The following is a 17,809-nucleotide window of genomic DNA, read 5'->3' as shown; positions in this document are numbered from 1 at the left end:
CCGCAAGCGAGACAGGCTTAAAGCATGGAAATGCGCGCAGATCTGCTGATTGTCGGGGCCGGAATGGTCGGTAGCACCCTGGCGCTGGCGTTGCAGGACAGCGGACTGGAAGTCCTGCTGCTGGACGGCAGCCCGATGAGCGTTAAGCCCTTCGACGAGCAATCGCCGTTCGAACCGCGAGTGAGCGCCTTGTCGACGGCCAGCCATAGGATTCTCGAACGCCTCGGTGTCTGGGACGGTATCGCCAACCGGCGCAGCAGCCCGTATACCGACATGCACGTCTGGGACGGCAGTGGCACCGGGCACATTCATTTTTCGGCGACCAGTGTGCATGCCGAAGTGCTGGGGCATATCGTCGAGAACCGCGTGGTTCAAGATGCCTTGCTCGACCGTTTGCATGACTGTGATCTGGGAATGCTGGCTAACGCGCGCCTGGAGCAAATGCGTCGCTCCGGCGACGATTGGCTGCTGACCCTGGCCGATGGGCGCACGTTGCGCGCACCGCTGGTGATTGCGGCGGATGGCGCCAACTCCGCAGTGCGGCGGCTGACCGGTGTGGCGACTCGCGAGTGGGACTATCTGCACCATGCGATCGTGACCAGCGTGCGCAGCTCAAAACCTCATCAACTGACCGCCTGGCAGCGTTTCACCGACAACGGTCCATTGGCGTTTCTGCCGCTGGAGCGTGATGGTCAGCAGGATTGGTGTTCGATCGTCTGGTCGACCACCCCGGGCGAAGCCGAACGCCTGATGGCGCTGGACGACGAAGGTTTCTGCAAAGCGCTGGAGCGAGCCTTCGAAGGCCGACTCGGCACGGTGCTCAGCGCCGATCCGCGTCTGTGCGTGCCCCTGCGTCAGCGCCATGCCAAGCGTTACGTGGCTGAAGGCCTGGCGCTGATCGGCGACGCGGCCCACACCATTCACCCATTGGCCGGACAGGGCGTGAACCTCGGTTTCCTCGATGCCGCCGTGCTGGCCGAAGTGCTGTTGCAAGCGGCCACGCGTGGCGAGCGTTTGGCGGATGTGAAAGTGCTCAGCCGTTACGAGCGTCGGCGCATGCCTCACAACCTGGCATTGATGGCGGCGATGGAGGGTTTCGAGCGCTTGTTCCAGGCTGATCCGTTGCCGATTCGCTGGTTGCGCAATGCCGGGTTGAATATGGTCGACCAGATGCCTGAAGCCAAGGCGCTGTTTGTGCGCGAAGCGCTGGGTTTGATCGGGGATCTGCCGGCGCTGGCCAAAGCCTGACTCACCCTTGTAGGCCTGCGTGCAACATCTGGTAACGCCTCCGCGAACTGTTCGATTGAGAAGGTAAATGTGAGTCCATATCATTTGGCTTCAATTTTTCAACCGAGAGATCGCTCCCATGTTGATACCGAAGCGTCTACTGACCGCGCTCGCCCTGACCCTGATTGGCAGCACCGCTACCCAGGCCGCTGACGAGGTGGTGGTTTACTCCTCGCGGATCGACGAGCTGATCAAACCGGTCTTCGATGCCTACACCGCGAAAACCGGTGTGCAGGTGAAGTTCATCACCGACAAGGAAGCGCCGCTGATGCAGCGGATCAAGGCCGAGGGCGAGAACGCCACCGCTGACCTGCTGCTGACCGTCGATGCCGGCAACCTCTGGCAGGCCGAGCAAATGGGGATTCTGCAACCGTTCACCTCCAAGGTGATCGACGCCAATATCCCGCTCCAATATCGCTCTTCCACCCATGCCTGGACCGGTTTGAGCCTGCGGGCGCGGACCATCGCTTACTCCACCGTTCGGGTGAAGCCCGGTGAGCTGACCACCTACGAAGGTCTGGCCGACAAGAACTGGGAAGGCCGCTTGTGCCTGCGCACCGCGAAGAAGGTCTATAACCAGTCTCTCACCGCCACCATGATCGAAGTCCACGGCGCCGACAAAACCGAGAAGATTCTCAAGGGTTGGGTGAGTAACCTGTCCACCGATGTGTTCTCGGATGACATCGCGGTGTTGGAGGCCATCAACGCGGGTCAATGCGACGTCGGCATCGTCAACACTTATTACTACGGTCGTCTGCACAAGCAGAAGCCTGATCTGGCGGTGAAGCTATTCTGGCCGAACCAGGGCGACCGTGGCGTGCACGTGAACCTGTCGGGCATCGGCCTGACCAAACACGCCCCGCACCCGGAAGCGGCCAAGGCCTTGGTTGAATGGATGACCACGCCTGAAGCGCAGAAGATCTTTGCTGACGTGAACCAGGAATTTCCGGCCAACCCTGCGGTTCAGCCCTCTGCAGAAGTGGCGAGTTGGGGCAAGTTTGTGGCTGATACCTTGCCTGTGGAAATTGCCGGCAAGCGTCAGGCTGAAGCGATTCGGATGATGGATCGCGCTGGCTGGAACTGAGTCTCTATCTTTAAAGATCAAAAGATCGCAGCCTCGTTTCACTCGACAGCTCCTACATTGGGATGGCGTACCCATGTAGGAGCTGTCGAGTGAAACGAGGCTGCGATCTTTTTGCGTTTTCCCTAAACTTCACGATTTATCCGCGAGAGACCTTTCTTGGCCCACCCCGCCCAACGCCGCTGGTACCCCTTGGTCTTCGCCATCGCTGCGCTGGTCCTGCTGCCACTTAGCGTTTTGCTGTTGTCATGGCAAACCATCGATCATCAAATCTGGTCCCACCTCTGGGACACCCAGATGCCGCGCCTGCTCGGCAACACGCTGACGTTGGTGCTCGGCGTCGGTATCGGCGTCACGCTCCTGGGCGTGAGCCTGGCCTGGCTGACCAGCCTCTGTGAATTTCCGGGTCGGCGTTGGCTGGACTGGGCGCTGATGCTGCCATTCGCCATTCCCGCCTACGTACTGGCATTCGTTTTCGTCGGCCTCCTGGATTTCGCCGGCCCCGTTCAAACGTTGATGCGCGAAGGGTTCGGCACGGGTTTGAGGTTGCCGCGGGTGCGCTCCACCGGCGGGGTGATTCTGGTCCTGGTGCTGGTCTTCTATCCCTACGTTTACCTGTTGGCGCGAACCGCGTTCCTGGCTCAAGGCAAAGGCTTGATGGAAGCGGCGCGAGTCTTGGGGCAATCCCCGTGGCAAGCGTTCTGGCGAGTCGCGTTGCCCATGGCGCGCCCGGCCATCGGTGCTGGCGTGGCGCTTGCGCTGATGGAAACCCTGGCGGATTTCGGCGCGGTGTCGGTGTTCAACTTCGACACGTTCACGACCGCCATCTACAAGACCTGGTACGGATTCTTCAGCCTCTCCACTGCCGCGCAACTGGCCAGCCTGTTGCTGCTGGTGGTGATGGTCGTGCTGTATGGCGAGCGTCGTGCTCGCGGGGCCAACCGGGCGAGCAACGAACGACCTCGGGTCAACGCGCTGTATCACCTGCGCGGTTTCAAAGCGCTGGCGGCCATGAGTTGGTGCGGTCTGGTGTTCGCTTGCGCCTTCGTCATTCCGATGCTGCAACTGATGGTGTGGTTCTGGCAGCGCGGGCGCTTCGATTTGGATGAGCGTTACGCGGGCCTGATCGTTCATACCTTGTACCTGGGCGGCATGGCGGCGCTGATCACCGTCAGTGTTGCTTTGGTGCTGGCGTTTGCGAGACGCCTGGCGCCGACCCGAGCAATCCGCTCCGGCGTCAGTCTGGCCAATCTCGGCTACGCCTTGCCGGGTTCGGTGCTGGCGGTGTCGATCATGCTGGCGTTCAGTTACCTGGACCGCGAACTGGTGATTCCGTTATCGGGTTGGCTGGGCGGCGCCGGAAAGCCATTGCTGCTGGGTAGTTTGTCGGCGTTATTGCTGGCCTATCTGGTGCGTTTCATCGCGGTGGCGTATGGGCCGCTGGAAAGCAGTCTGGCGCGAATACGGCCATCTTTGCCCGAAGCAGCACGTAGCCTTGGCGTCAGTGGGCCACGACTGTTTTTCAAAGTGTATCTGCCGTTGTTGCTGCCAGGAACGTTGAGCGCTGCGTTGCTGGTATTCGTCGATGTGCTCAAGGAAATGCCCGCGACCCTTCTGATGCGCCCGTTTGGCTGGGATACGCTGGCGGTGCGGATCTTCGAAATGACCAGTGAAGGCGAGTGGGCGAGGGCCTCATTGCCGGCCCTGACCCTGATTTTGGTCGGGCTGTTACCGGTCATCGGATTGATTCGACGTTCGGCGCATCGAAACACCTAGGTGCCAGTCCTACACCTTGAGGCTACAATGCGCGGCATTCGGTGCGGTCCGTCCTACAGACCAGGTAGCTGAAATCGGCTGAAAGCCATATATTTCAAGGCTTTCACTCCGTGCAGCACCTGCCCGCACCTTCGCCACGCCCGGAAGGAGAAACCCATGGGACAGCGTACGCCTCTGTATGACCTTCATCTCGCCCTCGGCGCGAAGATGGTCGATTTTGGCGGTTGGGATATGCCTTTGCATTACGGCTCACAGGTCGAGGAACACCATCAGGTGCGCCGCGATTGCGGGGTTTTCGATGTATCCCACATGACCGTGATCGATGTCAGCGGCCGTCAGGCCAAGGCCTGGCTCCAGCATTTGCTGGCCAATGACGTCGAACGTCTGCACAGCCCTGGCCGTGCCTTGTACAGCACCATGCTCAACGAGCGCGGCGGCATCGTCGACGACATGATCGTCTACCGTCTCGAGGACGGTTATCGGCTGGTGGTCAACGCCTCCACCCGTAATCAGGACCTCGCCTGGATGCAGGCTCACCTCGATGGTTTCAAGGTGCGGCTCAACGAGCGCTCCGAGCTGGCGATGCTGGCCATTCAAGGGCCTCAGGCCCGGCACAAAATCTCCGAACTGGTGACCCAGTCCCGGGGCAACCTGATTCAGATGCTCAAGCCCTTCGAAGGCCAGGCCGATGGTGACTGGTTCATCGCGCGCACGGGTTACACCGGCGAAGATGGCCTGGAAATCGTTCTGCCGGCCAATCAAGCGCCGGGATTCTTCAACGATCTGGTGGGCGCGGGCATCTCGCCGATCGGCCTCGGCGCGCGCGATACTTTGCGGGTCGAAGCCGGTATGAACCTCTACGGTCAGGACATTCACCAAGACGTTTCACCACTGGCCTCCAACATGGCCTGGAGCATTGCCTGGGAACCGGCCACTCGCCAGTTCATCGGTCGCAGTGCTCTGGAAGCCGAACGGGCGGGTGGCGTTCAGCACAAACTGGTCGGGCTGGTCCTTGAGGAGCGTGGGGTTTTGCGCGCTCATCAAGTGGTCCGCATCGCCAATGTTGGCGAAGGGGAGATCACCAGTGGTAGTTTCTCTCCTACGCTTAGCAAGTCGATAGCACTGGCGCGCGTGCCGATGGCGACAGCCGACCGCGCAGAAGTGGAAATCCGTGGCAAGTGGTACCCGGTCCGAGTGGTCAAACCGACCTTCGTACGCCATGGCAAAACCTTGATCTAATCTTTTCTGGCGGGCAACGACCGCTGACAATTCTCTTGAGGACACAGAACATGAGCGATATTCCTGCCGACCTGCGTTTTGCCGAAAGTCACGAATGGGCCCGTCTCGAAGCCGATGGCACCGTCACCGTGGGCATCAGCGATCACGCTCAGGAAGCCTTGGGCGATGTGGTGTTCGTTGAGTTGACCGAAGTCGGAACAGTCTTCGCTGCCGGTGATCAAGCTGGCGTGGTGGAGTCGGTCAAAGCGGCTTCGGACATCTACTCCCCGGTTGCCGGTGAAGTGATTGCCATCAACGAAGAACTGAGCGCTAACCCGGAACTGCTCAACTCCGACCCGTACGGTGCCTGGATCTTCAAGCTCAAACCAGGCAACACAGCCGATCTGGACACGCTGCTCGATGCAGCTGGCTACAAAGCCGCCATCGGCGAGTAAGCCTTAAGCGCCATCCCCAAAGCCCCGACTTGTCGGGGCTTTTCAGTTTCCGGGATCCTGATCTTCAAGGCTCCCCGGCATCGACTGCTATGCTGGTTTGACCGTGTTGCATCGACGTTGAGCGCCAGTCAAGAGAGAGCCCGTCATGTCCCAGTTGCCGTCCTTGAGCCAGTTACGCGACCCCAATGCCTTCCTTCGCCGCCACCTCGGGCCCGATGCCGCCGAGCAACAGGCAATGCTCGACAGCCTCGGCCTCGGCAGCCGGGTCGAGTTGATCGAGCAGACGGTGCCGCCGGGAATCCGCCTGAACAGGCCGCTCGACCTGCCACCCGCCCTCGACGAAGAAGCCGCGCTGGCGAAACTGCGCGGTTACGCCGAGCAAAACCAGGTCTGGACCAGCCTGATCGGCATGGGCTACCACGGCACCCTCACGCCGACCGTCATTGTGCGCAACGTGCTGGAAAATCCCGGTTGGTACACCGCGTACACGCCGTATCAACCCGAGATCGCCCAGGGTCGGCTCGAAGCGCTGCTGAATTTTCAGCAATTGACCATCGACCTCACCGGCCTGGAACTGGCCAACGCCTCGCTGCTGGATGAAGCCACGGCGGCGGCGGAGGCCATGGCACTGGCCAAGCGTGTCGCCAAGTCCAGAAGCAATCTGTTCTTCGTCGACGAGAACTGTCATCCGCAGACCATTTCCGTGGTCCAGACCCGAGCAGAAGGGTTCGGCTTCGAGCTGATCATCGACGCTGTGGATAACTTGAAACAGCACCAGGTGTTCGGTGCGCTCCTGCAATATCCCGATACCCACGGCGAGATCCGCGATCTTCGTCCGTTGATCGATCATCTGCATGCTCAGCAAGCCTTGGCGTGTGTCGCCACCGACCTGCTGAGTTTGCTGTTACTGACGCCACCGGGGGAGTTGGGCGCCGACGTGGTGTTCGGTTCATCCCAGCGTTTCGGCGTGCCCATGGGGTACGGCGGGCCTCACGCGGCGTTTTTTGCCAGTCGCGATGAGTACAAACGGGCGATTCCCGGGCGGATCATCGGCGTGTCGAAAGATGCTCGCGGTAATGTCGCCTTGCGCATGGCCCTGCAAACCCGCGAGCAACATATCCGCCGGGAGAAGGCTAACTCGAACATTTGCACCGCTCAGGTGCTGCTGGCCAACATCGCCAGTTTCTATGCGGTCTATCACGGTCCGGAAGGGCTCAAATGCATTGCCCAACGCGTCCATCGGCTGACCTGTATCCTCGCCGCCGGCCTTGAGCGCCACGGCATCAACCGCCACAACCAACACTTTTTCGACACGCTGACGCTGGAGGTCGGTGGTACTCAGACGGCAATTATCGAAAGCGCTCAGGCCGCACAGATCAACTTGCGCATTCTTGGGCGTGGGCAGTTGGGTCTGAGCCTCGACGAAACCTCTGACGAAGCCACCGTCGCGAAGTTGTTTGATGTGTTCCTCGGGTCCGATCACGGGCTTAACGTCGACGAACTGGACGCTGAAGCCCTTGATTCCGGCATTCCCGCAGGTCTGCTGCGTACCTCGCCTTATCTGCGTCACCCGGTGTTCAGCGCCCATCACAGCGAAACCGAAATGTTGCGTTACCTCAAGCAACTGGAGAACAAGGACCTGGCGCTCAATCAATCGATGATCCCGCTGGGCTCCTGCACCATGAAGCTCAATGCCACCAGCGAGATGATTCCCATCACCTGGCCGCAGTTCGCCAACCTGCACCCGTTTGCGCCGAAAGAGCAGGCGGTCGGTTATTCACTGATGATCGAAGAACTGGAGCGCTGGCTCTGCGCGATTACCGGTTTCGACGCAATCTGTATGCAACCCAACTCCGGCGCCCAAGGCGAGTACGCCGGGTTGCTGGCGATCCGCAAATACCATGAGAGTCGTCATGAGGGCGCGCGGGATATTTGCCTGATTCCGTCTTCGGCCCACGGCACCAACCCGGCGTCGGCGCAAATGGCCGGCATGCGCGTGGTGATCGTCGAGTGCGACGAGGCGGGCAACGTCGATCTGGATGACCTGAAAGGCAAAGCTACGGAGGCGGGCGACAAACTTGCCTGCCTGATGGCGACGTATCCTTCTACCCACGGGGTATACGAGGAAGGCATCAGCGAAATCTGTGAAGTTATCCACAGTCACGGCGGCCAGGTGTATATGGATGGCGCCAACCTCAACGCCCAGGTCGGGCTGGCGCGCCCGGCGGACATAGGCGCCGACGTGTCCCACATGAACTTGCACAAGACCTTCTGTATTCCCCACGGCGGAGGCGGGCCGGGCATGGGGCCGATTGGGGTGCGGGCGCATTTGGCGCCGTTCGTGGCCAATCACCCGGTGGTGCCGATTGAAGGACCACTGCCGCAGAACGGAGCGGTCAGCGCAGCACCTTGGGGCAGCGCGAGCATTTTGCCGATCAGCTGGATGTACATCGCGATGATGGGGCCGCAATTGGCGGATGCCAGTGAGGTGGCGATTCTTGCCGCGAATTACCTGGCGCAGCATCTGTCCGGTGCGTTTCCGGTGCTCTATACCGGGCGTAACGAACGGGTGGCTCACGAGTGCATTCTTGACCTGCGGCCACTCAAGGCGCTGACCGGGATCAGCGAGGAGGACGTTGCCAAGCGATTGATGGACTATGGCTTCCATGCGCCGACCATGTCATTTCCGGTGCCGGGGACGTTGATGGTTGAACCGACCGAAAGTGAGTCGAAGGCAGAGCTGGACCGGTTTATCGGCGCGATGCTGAGTATCCGCGCGGAAATCACCGAGGTGCAGAACGGCAACTGGCCGGCCGATGACAACCCGCTGAAACGTTCGCCGCATACCCTGGCGGACATCACCGGGATTTGGGAGCGGCCTTATACCATCGAGCAGGCGGTGACGCCGGATGCTCACACCAAGGCGCATAAATATTGGCCGGTGGTGAACCGGGTGGACAATGTCTACGGTGACCGCAATCTGTTTTGCGCTTGCGTACCGGTGGATGATTACCGCTGACCGCACGGGCAAAAAAATGCCGCTCATGGGAGCGGCATTTTTGTTCAGCCAAAAAGCTTATTCCGAAGCGACGGCATTCTTCGCCAGGATCGCGTTCGCCAATTCCATGTCCGTGGCCTGCAGGCCAGGGTTGTCGGCGCGGACTTTCTGCATCGCGGCTTCCAGGTATGGCCCACGAATGCCGCCGTCACTGGCAACAAAGCTGCCGGCGTCGTCCTGGGCGGCAACGATCAGCTTGTGATCCTTGAAGGTCAGGTAGGTCGAGCCGGTGGTCGCACCGGACGAGATGACGTTACGCCAAAAGCTATCGGCCATCGCCGAACCGACGGGAAGGGACAACAGGGCGATGGTAGCGACAGCAAGTTTGAGACGCATGAGGGGTGACTCCACTGGGTTATCTACGGCCTTGGATTGCTAATCACCCCGTCGAGTTCCGTAACGGCTCATTCAGCCGGTTCAACCAGCAAAATAGCCCCTTGCTGCCCGATCACCCGAACGCGGCGGCCCGCTGCGGCGTCAGGCCCTCGGGCCATCCACACGCCGTCGGCGACCTTGATCTTGCCGCGACCGTCGACAATCGCTTCATGTACCACAAAGGTTTTACCGATCAATTCCTGACCGCGCAGATTGAGGTTCGGCTGATCACTCATCCGCACCGCGCTACGCTGGCGTCTCCACCAGTACAGGGCGGTAGCGATCGACAGCAGGCCGAACAGCAGAAACTGCAATTCCCAGGTGATGTCCGGCGCTGCATAAATCAGTACGCCAACGGCGGCGGCTGCCATACCGATCCACAGCAAGTAGCCACCGGCGCCGAACACTTCGAGAATCAGCAGCACGGTGCCTAATGCCAGCCAGTCCCAGAACGATAAATGCTGCAGGAATGCCCACATATCGTGCCTCAGGCTTTCTTGTTATCGAACGTGGCCTTGACGATTTCGCCGATGCCGCCGACTGCGCCGATCATCGAGCTGGCCTCGAGCGGCATCAGAATCACTTTGCTGTTGTTGGCCGAGGCCAGTTTGCCCAGCGCATCGATGTACTTCTGCGCGACGAAGTAATTGACGGCCTGCACGTTGCCGCCAGCGATGGCTTCGGACACCACTTTGGTGGCCTGGGCTTCGGCTTCGGCCTGGCGTTCACGGGCTTCGGCCTCAAGGAACGCTGCCTGACGGCCACCTTCGGCCTCCAGGATTTGTGCCTGTTTCTTGCCTTCGGCAGTCAGAATCGCCGCGGCACGCAGGCCTTCGGCTTCAAGAATTTGCGCGCGCTTGATCCGCTCGGCTTTCATCTGCCCCGACATTGCAGCCATCAAGTCCGCCGGCGGGCTGATGTCCTTGATCTCGATCCGGGTGATCTTGATGCCCCACGGCGCCGTGGCTTCATCGACGGTGCGCAGCAGTTTTTCGTTGATCCCGTCACGCTGGCTGAGCATCGCGTCCAGCTCCATGGAGCCGAGCACGGTACGGATGTTGGTTTGCAGCAGGTTGCGGATCGCGTGTTCGAGGTTGTTGACCTCGTAGGCGGCCTGGGCGGTGTTGACCACCTGGAAAAAGCACACGGCATCGATCTGCACCGTGGCGTTGTCGGCAGTGATGACTTCCTGGGGCGGAATATCCAGCACGCTTTCCATGACGTTGATCTTGCGACCGATGCGGTCCATCACCGGAATGATGATGTTCAGGCCGGGCTTGAGCGTGTTGGTGTAGCGGCCGAAACGTTCGACCGTCCATTGGTACCCCTGAGGCACGACCTTGAAACCCATGAACAGAATGGCGACCACCAGGCCGACAAAAAGTAAAAGCACGCTACCGATCTGCATAACGATTCCCTGTTGATCAATGAAGTTGCGATCGCAGGAGTGTAGCGGCGCCGGTTGGGGATAAGAACCGTTAGTCGGCCCTCGCATCATCAGGAGACATAAAAGGCTTCATTTCTGCTCGCTCTGCGGCGTCACCCGCAAGACCTCCTCAATCGTCGTTAAACCGGCCGCCACTTTTTGCGCCCCTGACAACCGCAAACTGCGCATGCCTTCCTTGAACGCCTGACGCCGCACTGCCAGCAAATCGGTGTCGGGGTTGATCAGCGCTTTGACGCCGTCTGTCAGCTGCATGATTTCGTAGACCCCGGCGCGGCCGCGGTAACCGGTATCGCGGCATTCCAGGCAACCAATGGCGCGCTGTGCGTTGTTCGGCAACGGTGCCTGCCAGGGGCGGGTCAAGGTTTGCCAGTCTTCTTCACCCAGCGTCAGCGGCGCCTTGCAATGCGGGCACAAGGTGCGGACCAGGCGCTGGGCCATGACGCCGAGCACCGTGGCCTTGATCAAGTAATGCGGCACGCCCAGCTCCAGCAAGCGGCTGATCGCGCTCGGCGCATCGTTGGTGTGCAGCGTCGACAGCACCAAGTGACCAGTGAGCGCGGCCTGGATCGCCATTTCTGCGGTTTCGAGGTCACGGATCTCGCCGATCATGATGATGTCCGGATCCTGTCGCATCAGTGCGCGCACACCGGCGGCGAAGGTCAGGTCGATGTTGTGTTGGACCTGCATCTGATTGAACGCCGGCTCGACCATTTCGATCGGGTCTTCGATGGTGCAGAGGTTGACCTCTGACGTCGCCAGTTTCTTTAGCGTGGTGTAAAGCGTGGTGGTTTTGCCGGAGCCGGTCGGCCCGGTGACCAAAATGATGCCGTTGGGCTGGCTAGTCATGTCCTGCCAGCGGCGCAAGTCATCGGCGGAGAAGCCCAGCTGATCAAAGTCCTTGAGCAGTACCTCCGGGTCGAAGATCCGCATGACCATTTTTTCGCCGAATGCGGTGGGCAATGTCGATAGCCGCAGCTCGACTTCGCCACCGTCCGGGGTTTTGGTCTTGACCCGTCCGTCCTGGGGTTTGCGTTTTTCCGCGACGTTCATCCGCCCGAGGCTTTTCAGGCGGCTGACAATGGCCATGGTCACTTGTGGCGGAAATTGATAGACGTTGTGCAGCACGCCGTCGATGCGAAAGCGCACCGTGCCTTGTTCGCGCCGGGGTTCGATGTGGATGTCGCTGGCGCGTTGCTGGAACGCGTACTGGAATAACCAATCGACGATGTTGACGATGTGCGCGTCGTTCGCGTCCGGTTCCTGGTCGCTGGCGCCGAGGTTAAGCAGCTGCTCGAAGTTGCCCAAGGTGCTCATCTGCTGATCGGCGTTGGTCGCGCCACTGACCGATTTGGCCAGGCGGAAGAACTCCACGCTGAAGCGCTGGATGTCGACCGGGTTGGCCACCACACGCTTGATCGGCAGTTTCAGCACGTGGGTCAGGTCGGCTTCCCAGCCGGTGACGTAGGGCTGGGCGCTGGCCACGGTCACCGCGTCGCGGTCGATGGAGACCGCAAGAATCTTGTGGCGCTGGGCGAAGGCGTAGGACATCAGCGGCGTAATCGCCGCGACGTTGATTTTCAGCGGATCGATTCGCAGATATGGCTGGCCGGCCTGCTGCGACAGCCAAAGCGTCAGGCTTTCCAGGTCGAGGTGTTTGCCGGGACGGCTGAAATCGTCCAGGTGTTGGCTGGCGATGAATTCCAGTGGGTGCATCTGGCCATTGGCGGCGTGACGGCGTCGAGCATTGAGCGCGTGTTCGGCCGCGTCCTGGCTGATAAAGCCTTGGGCGACCAGTTCACGCAGCAAATCATTGAGATCCAGCCAGCGGTCCTGAATGGTAAGTTGAACGGACATGCGGGCTCCTCATGAACAACAGTTCGCAAAGGATAGTCGCGGACCCGCAGACCGTTGGGCCACTACCCGACGAAGCCGTGTCGAGTTTTTTCAGCCTGCCGCCTGAGCCGGTTCATCCCACGCGCAATCAGCCGCTTGCAGCTCAACCGAACAGACGCTGATCAGGTTACGTAATTTTTCCGCGATCACTTGGGCGCGGTGCCAGCTCAGACCGTCTATCACGATGTCGATCGACAGCAGATCGTCCATACGCTGCACGTTGACCTGCACCGGTGTCAGGCACTGTAAGGCGAACAGGTTGAGTGCCCGGCACAGCAGATCCGGTTCGGCCTCGGCCAGCAATTGATAGTGAACGCGGCAGTGGACGTTACTGACGTTCCAGACATCGGCGCGGGTGTGCGGGGTGTTCACGGCTTCTAGATGCGGCATGGTCGGACTCCAAAATCACTGGAGGAATTTTTACATTAGGTGCCCGGCATTTCTTATCTATGATTGGGATTATTGGCAGTTATTTGAATTGCTTGATTCGTAAAGTTATCGATCAAAGGTTTTTTTATGCATAGCGAGCTGGATGGCTACGACCGCAAGATTCTCGCGTTGCTGCAAGAGGACGCCTCACTCTCCAGCGCACAGATCGCCGAACAGGTGGGGCTCTCGCAGTCACCGTGCTGGCGACGGATTCAGCGGATGAAGGAAGAGGGGATCATTCGCGGGCAGGTGACGTTGCTTGATCGCAAGAAGATCGGGCTTAACACGCAGATCTTCGCTGAAATAAAACTCAACGCTCACGGGCGTTCGAACTTCACCGAGTTCACCGAGGCGATTCGCGGCTTTCCCGAAGTACTGGAGTGTTATGTGCTGATGGGATCGGTGGATTTCTTGCTGCGCATCGTCACGGCGGACATCGAAGCGTATGAGCGCTTCTTCTTCGAGAAGCTGTCGATGGTGCCGGGGATTCAGGAGGTTAACTCGATCGTGGCGTTGTCGGAAATCAAGTCCACGACGAGTTTGCCGGTCTGAGGTTTTGCGGTGAATGGGCTGGCCTCTTCGCGGGCAAGCCTCGCTCCTACAGGATTTCGGTGATCCTCTGTAGGAGCGAGGCTTGCCCGCGAAGGCGGTGTTACATACGCAGCAGCATTTTCCAGGCGCGATTTTGATAAACCGCAATCGCCTGCTGCTTGCGCGCATCCAGCGATTCATCGGTGATCGGCTCGTTAGCGAGCAGAGCAAGCTGTTTCAGCTCACCATACAGGCGATCCATTTCCGGGATGTCCAACACGCTGCGGGCGTGGTGCAGCCAGGCCTGGATGCGCTCGATGCGCGGCAGTTGTTCGGCCAGGTCTTCCGGCTGTTGCTGGTAACGCTGCAACTGCAGGGAGGTCGCTTCCTCACCCAGCAGGCGTGGCAACCAGCTACCCAATTGCGCAGCGCCCTGACGATTGCCACGGACGTTGCGATCGGCCGCCCAGGTGCGGGCGAGCAACCAACGCGAAGTGTTCAAGGAGAACAGGCCCCAACGCGGATCTTCCAGTTCTTCGAGGAACTGCTCCGGCGCGGCTTTGCGCACGTCTTCGTCATCTATCCCGGCTTGAACCAGCGGACGCCAGTCTTCGAGCAAGGCATCCAGCGCGATGCGCAGATCGTGCGTCGACTGACGCGGTGCGGCTTGACCCAGGCTGCTGAGCAGCGCGCGCAATTCAGCCAGGTTTTCGACCCAGTCCTGCAGCAGGCGCCAGTGGCCGTTGAAGCGATACTGCTCGGCCAGACGCTGGCTGCTGCTCAGCAAGTGCCAGCTCAGCGCGGCGAAGGCGTCATCCAGCGGGGTTTCGGCGGTGATCTGCGGCGCCGGCAGGCTCAATGAATAGCTGTTGGCGTCGTACAAGCGATAACCGCGCTCAGCCTTGCTGATGTCACATGGCATCAGGGCCAGGGTCGCGGCCAGTTCGGCGGCCAGTTCCAGCAACGCGGCCGGTTCGCCTTCGCGCAGTTCCAGCTCCAGTTCGCAGATTTCTTCTTTACGCTTGCCAACCACCACGTGGCCGAGGTCCAGCGCGGCTTCGATGACCACTTTGGTCTTGCCGCGCCCCCAAGCGATTTCAGCGCGTTCGCGGACGAAATCGGTGGTGAAGATCGCCTTCAGGGTTTTCTTGTCCAACTCGGCGAGTTCTTCGGGCCAGCATTCGCCGTCGAGTTTCTTCACGTCGAGCTTGGCTTTGGGCAGGTTCCAGTCGTATTCGTTACGTTCGGACAGTCCGGCGACGCTCTGGCCACGAGTTTTGAGGGTCTGAATCACTTCTTCGCCATCGCGGCGCAAGCGCAGGGCAACCTTCGCGCGGGCCAGGTCGCGCTCAGGCGTGTCGAAATACTGGTTCATCAGTTCTCGGCGTTCCCAGCCACTTTTGTTGCGTTTTTTCAGGAGCGGGTGCTCGCGCAGGGCAGCGAGGGTTTCGCGGCTGACGCGGAGTTTGATTTCGGTTTCTTTCTGCATGGCCGGAAAATCCAGGATCGGGAGCGCAGCCGGGGGAATGTGTGGCTGCCAAGGCCGTGCAGTGTACAGGACTCATTCGTCCTACGCGCCGCGGCGGTTTATTCCTGTCGCCGGATGGCTCTATGATGGACTTCACATCGGGAGTTGGGAGTCAGCGATGCCTTTGCCGTCCATGAAAGATCAGTTCGCTGCGCTGATCGCTACGCCGTCCGTCAGCTGTACGCAGGCCAGCCTCGATCAATCCAACCGCCCGGTGATTGATCTGCTGGCGACGTGGCTCGGCGATCTGGGTTTTACCTGCGACATCCAGCAGGTCAGCCCCGGCAAATTCAACCTGCTGGCCAGTTTCGGTTCTGGCCCCGGAGGCCTGGTGCTGGCCGGTCACAGTGACACCGTGCCGTTCGATGGCGCGCTGTGGCAGACCGATCCGCTGAAGCTGACCGAAGTCGATGGCCGCTGGATCGGGCTGGGCAGTTGCGACATGAAGGGTTTTTTCGCCCTGGCCATCGAAGCCGTCATTCCTCTGCTCGACCAACCGTTCAAACAACCGCTGCTGATCCTCGCTACTTGCGATGAAGAAAGCTCGATGTCTGGCGCTCGCGCACTGGCCGAAGCCGGGAGGCCACTGGGCCGTGCCGCTGTCATCGGCGAGCCGACCGGGCTAAAGCCGATCCGCATGCACAAAGGCATTATGATGGAGCGCATCGACATCCTCGGTCAGAGCGGCCATTCCTCGGACCCGCGCCTCGGCCATAGCGCCCTCGAAGCCATGCACGACGCCATCGGTGAACTGCGCGGTTTGCGCCTGCTGTGGCAGCGCAAATTTCGTAATCCGCAGTTCGGTGTACCGACGCCGACCCTGAATTTCGGCTGCATCCATGGTGGCGATAACCCCAACCGCATTTGTGGCCAGTGTTCGCTGGAGTTCGATCTGCGTCCGTTGCCGGGCATGGACCCCAATGCCCTGCGCGCGGAGATTCTGCAGAAGCTCAAGCCCATTGCCGAGTCGCATCAGGTGAAGATCGATTACGCGCCGCTGTTCCCCGAAGTGCCGCCGTTCGAGCAAGCCGAGGACGCCGAATTGGTCCGGGTCGCGGAAAAGCTCACCGGCCATCGCGCCGAAGCAGTGGCGTTCGGCACCGAAGCGCCTTATCTTCAGCGTCTTGGCTGCGAAACACTGGTGCTCGGCCCTGGCGATATCGCCTGTGCGCACCAACCGGGTGAATACCTCGAAATGTCACGTTTGCAGCCTACCGTGCATCTATTACGACAACTGATTGAACATTACTGCCTGACGCCGGCCCAAGCCGGATAAATTGCCAGCATCCCAACCCGTATTCATGAGGAGAGCGCGCGTGTCGCCAAGCCTGTTCCGACGATAACCATCAGCCCGCTGTGCGTTTTCAGTTTCGCCCATTTTTTGGCTGCTATTTATTACAGGCCCAGGTTCATGCCCGACTACGTTAATTGGCTTCGTCATGCTTCGCCTTACATCAACGCCCACCGTGATTGCACCTTCGTCGTCATGCTGCCCGGCGACGGCGTGGAGCACCCGAACTTCGGCAATATCGTCCATGACCTGGTGCTGTTGCACAGCCTGGGCGTGCGACTGGTGCTGGTTCACGGTTCCCGTCCGCAAATTGAAACCCGCCTCACTGCGCGCGGCCTGACCCCGCATTACCACCATGGGATGCGCATCACCGATGCCGCGACCCTTGAGTGCGTGATCGATGCGGTCGGCCAGTTACGTATCGCCATCGAAGCGCGACTGTCCATGGACATGGCTTCATCGCCGATGCAGGGCTCGCGTCTGCGGGTGGCCGGCGGCAACCTGGTGACGGCGCGGCCGATCGGCGTGCTCGAAGGCGTCGACTATCACCACACCGGCGAAGTGCGTCGGGTCGACCGCAAGGGCATCAATCGTCTGCTGGATGAACGCTCCATCGTGCTGCTGTCGCCACTGGGTTACTCGCCGACTGGTGAGATTTTCAACCTCGCCTGCGAAGACGTCGCCACTCGCGCGGCCATCGATCTGGGGGCGGACAAGCTGCTGTTGTTCGGCGCCGACCTGGGGCTGATCGATGAAAACGGTCGCCTGGTTCGTGAGTTGCGTCCGCAACAAGTGCCGGCGCATCTGCAGCGCCTGGGCAGCAACTATCAGGCTGAGCTGTTGGATGCGGCCGCTGAGGCCTGCCGCGGTGGTGTGGCGCGCAGTCATATCGTCAGCTACGCCGAAGACGGCGCGCTGCTGACCGAACTGTTCACCCGTGACGGTGGCGGTACGCTGGTGGCCCAGGAGCAATTCGAGATTGTGCGCGAAGCGGCCATCGAAGACGTCGGCGGCTTGCTGGATTTGATCAGCCCGCTGGAAGAGCAGGGCATTCTGGTGCGGCGTTCCCGTGAGGTGCTGGAGCGTGAGATCGAACAGTTCAGTGTGGTCGAACGCGAAGGCATGATCATCGCCTGTGCGGCGCTGTATCAGATTGCTGATTCGGATGCGGGGGAGTTGGCGTGTCTGGCCGTGAACCCGGACTACCGCCATGGCGGTCGGGGTGATGAGCTGCTGGAGCGCATCGAAACCCGCGCCCGGGCGCAAGGGTTGAAAACCCTGTTCGTACTGACTACGCGGACCGCTCACTGGTTTCGCGAGCGTGGTTTCGTGCCGAGCAGCGTTGAACGCCTGCCGTCGGCGCGGGCATCGCTATACAACTATCAGCGTAATTCGAAGATCTTCGAAAAGACCTTGTAACTCTGTGGCGATGCGGCGGTC

At 60.4% G+C, this 17,809-nt stretch carries 15 protein-coding genes; 9 read left to right on the top strand and 6 right to left on the bottom strand.

Going from position 1 to position 17,809, the window contains the following annotated elements:
* Window positions 1-30 precede the first annotated feature (30 nt).
* The 6 genes from QK293_RS05650 to gcvP all read left to right on the top strand — a co-directional run bounded on the left by QK293_RS05650 (window position 31) and on the right by gcvP (window position 8,836).
* Window positions 31-1,248 (top strand): 2-octaprenyl-3-methyl-6-methoxy-1,4-benzoquinol hydroxylase, encoded by a 1,218-nt coding sequence (locus tag QK293_RS05650; protein WP_282376369.1) that lies wholly within the window; start codon window positions 31-33, stop codon window positions 1,246-1,248.
* Window positions 1,249-1,366: 118 nt separating this feature from the next.
* A complete protein-coding gene (locus QK293_RS05645) occupies window positions 1,367-2,371 on the top strand; it encodes an extracellular solute-binding protein (protein ID WP_282376119.1) in 1,005 nt (334 codons plus the stop codon).
* 156 nt (window positions 2,372-2,527) lie between these two features.
* On the top strand, window positions 2,528-4,144 hold the full coding sequence (locus QK293_RS05640; protein WP_282376118.1) for an iron ABC transporter permease: 1,617 nt from the start codon (window positions 2,528-2,530) through the stop codon (window positions 4,142-4,144).
* Between the two features lie 156 nt (window positions 4,145-4,300).
* On the top strand, window positions 4,301-5,383 hold the full coding sequence (gene gcvT / locus QK293_RS05635) for a glycine cleavage system aminomethyltransferase GcvT (protein ID WP_131063329.1): 1,083 nt from the start codon (window positions 4,301-4,303) through the stop codon (window positions 5,381-5,383).
* Window positions 5,384-5,433: 50 nt separating this feature from the next.
* Window positions 5,434-5,817 (top strand): glycine cleavage system protein GcvH, encoded by a 384-nt coding sequence (gcvH, locus tag QK293_RS05630; protein WP_282376117.1) that lies wholly within the window; start codon window positions 5,434-5,436, stop codon window positions 5,815-5,817.
* 145 nt (window positions 5,818-5,962) lie between these two features.
* A complete protein-coding gene (gene gcvP, locus QK293_RS05625; RefSeq protein WP_282376116.1) occupies window positions 5,963-8,836 on the top strand; it encodes an aminomethyl-transferring glycine dehydrogenase in 2,874 nt (957 codons plus the stop codon).
* 57 nt (window positions 8,837-8,893) lie between these two features.
* Here the strand turns inward: gcvP and QK293_RS05620 are convergent, their stop codons facing one another.
* From QK293_RS05620 to QK293_RS05600, 5 genes are all read right to left on the bottom strand, one after another.
* Window positions 8,894-9,211 (bottom strand): DUF2388 domain-containing protein, encoded by a 318-nt coding sequence (locus QK293_RS05620; protein WP_010466645.1) that lies wholly within the window; start codon window positions 9,209-9,211, stop codon window positions 8,894-8,896.
* A gap of 68 nt (window positions 9,212-9,279) precedes the next feature.
* The gene (locus QK293_RS05615; protein WP_282376115.1) at window positions 9,280-9,729 is read right to left on the bottom strand and encodes an NfeD family protein; all 450 of its coding nucleotides are present in this window, start codon (window positions 9,727-9,729) and stop codon (window positions 9,280-9,282) included.
* 8 nt (window positions 9,730-9,737) lie between these two features.
* Window positions 9,738-10,658 (bottom strand): SPFH domain-containing protein, encoded by a 921-nt coding sequence (locus tag QK293_RS05610; RefSeq protein WP_008150402.1) that lies wholly within the window; start codon window positions 10,656-10,658, stop codon window positions 9,738-9,740.
* Window positions 10,659-10,766: 108 nt separating this feature from the next.
* The gene (locus QK293_RS05605; RefSeq protein ID WP_282376114.1) at window positions 10,767-12,551 is read right to left on the bottom strand and encodes a type II/IV secretion system protein; all 1,785 of its coding nucleotides are present in this window, start codon (window positions 12,549-12,551) and stop codon (window positions 10,767-10,769) included.
* A 90-nt stretch (window positions 12,552-12,641) separates the two neighbouring features.
* Complete coding sequence (locus tag QK293_RS05600; protein ID WP_282376113.1) at window positions 12,642-12,980, bottom strand: hypothetical protein; 339 nt, start codon at window positions 12,978-12,980, stop codon at window positions 12,642-12,644.
* 126 nt (window positions 12,981-13,106) lie between these two features.
* Here QK293_RS05600 and QK293_RS05595 point away from each other — a divergent pair, with 126 nt between their 5' ends.
* The gene (locus tag QK293_RS05595; RefSeq protein ID WP_046045137.1) at window positions 13,107-13,571 is read left to right on the top strand and encodes an Lrp/AsnC family transcriptional regulator; all 465 of its coding nucleotides are present in this window, start codon (window positions 13,107-13,109) and stop codon (window positions 13,569-13,571) included.
* Between the two features lie 100 nt (window positions 13,572-13,671).
* Here the strand turns inward: QK293_RS05595 and QK293_RS05590 are convergent, their stop codons facing one another.
* Window positions 13,672-15,039, bottom strand: coding sequence for a CYTH domain-containing protein (locus QK293_RS05590; protein ID WP_282376112.1), 1,368 nt, complete (start codon window positions 15,037-15,039; stop codon window positions 13,672-13,674).
* 157 nt (window positions 15,040-15,196) lie between these two features.
* Between QK293_RS05590 and argE the strand changes: the two genes are divergently transcribed.
* Both argE and argA read left to right on the top strand, forming a co-directional pair.
* Window positions 15,197-16,354 carry an acetylornithine deacetylase gene (gene argE / locus QK293_RS05585; protein WP_282376111.1) on the top strand — a complete coding sequence of 386 codons (1,158 nt, stop codon included), beginning with the start codon at window positions 15,197-15,199 and terminating at the stop codon, window positions 16,352-16,354.
* Between the two features lie 135 nt (window positions 16,355-16,489).
* Window positions 16,490-17,788, top strand: a complete 1,299-nt coding sequence (gene argA, locus QK293_RS05580; protein WP_282376110.1) for an amino-acid N-acetyltransferase — start codon at window positions 16,490-16,492, stop codon at window positions 17,786-17,788.
* The last annotated feature ends 21 nt before the right edge of the window (window positions 17,789-17,809 follow it).

The sequence above is a fragment of the Pseudomonas sp. AL03 genome, from assembly GCF_029960815.1.
GTDB lineage: Bacteria > Pseudomonadota > Gammaproteobacteria > Pseudomonadales > Pseudomonadaceae > Aquipseudomonas.
Note: the sequence above shows the minus strand (reverse complement) of the source record. Positions and strands in the feature narration are given on the sequence as shown.

Bases quoted from the DNA above. Each gene is read 5' to 3' on its own strand.
- QK293_RS05650 (WP_282376369.1), top strand. From the start codon at position 31: ATGCGCGCAGATCTGCTGATTGTCGGGGCCGGAATGGTCGGTAGCACC.
- QK293_RS05645 (WP_282376119.1), top strand. From the start codon at position 1,367: ATGTTGATACCGAAGCGTCTACTGACCGCGCTCGCCCTGACCCTGATT.
- gcvT (WP_131063329.1), top strand. From the start codon at position 4,301: ATGGGACAGCGTACGCCTCTGTATGACCTTCATCTCGCCCTCGGCGCG.
- gcvH (WP_282376117.1), top strand. From the start codon at position 5,434: ATGAGCGATATTCCTGCCGACCTGCGTTTTGCCGAAAGTCACGAATGG.
- gcvP (WP_282376116.1), top strand. From the start codon at position 5,963: ATGTCCCAGTTGCCGTCCTTGAGCCAGTTACGCGACCCCAATGCCTTC.
- QK293_RS05620 (WP_010466645.1), bottom strand. From the start codon at position 9,211: ATGCGTCTCAAACTTGCTGTCGCTACCATCGCCCTGTTGTCCCTTCCC.
- QK293_RS05615 (WP_282376115.1), bottom strand. From the start codon at position 9,729: ATGTGGGCATTCCTGCAGCATTTATCGTTCTGGGACTGGCTGGCATTA.
- QK293_RS05610 (WP_008150402.1), bottom strand. From the start codon at position 10,658: ATGCAGATCGGTAGCGTGCTTTTACTTTTTGTCGGCCTGGTGGTCGCC.
- QK293_RS05605 (WP_282376114.1), bottom strand. From the start codon at position 12,551: ATGTCCGTTCAACTTACCATTCAGGACCGCTGGCTGGATCTCAATGAT.
- QK293_RS05600 (WP_282376113.1), bottom strand. From the start codon at position 12,980: ATGCCGCATCTAGAAGCCGTGAACACCCCGCACACCCGCGCCGATGTC.
- QK293_RS05595 (WP_046045137.1), top strand. From the start codon at position 13,107: ATGCATAGCGAGCTGGATGGCTACGACCGCAAGATTCTCGCGTTGCTG.
- QK293_RS05590 (WP_282376112.1), bottom strand. From the start codon at position 15,039: ATGCAGAAAGAAACCGAAATCAAACTCCGCGTCAGCCGCGAAACCCTC.
- argE (WP_282376111.1), top strand. From the start codon at position 15,197: ATGCCTTTGCCGTCCATGAAAGATCAGTTCGCTGCGCTGATCGCTACG.
- argA (WP_282376110.1), top strand. From the start codon at position 16,490: ATGCCCGACTACGTTAATTGGCTTCGTCATGCTTCGCCTTACATCAAC.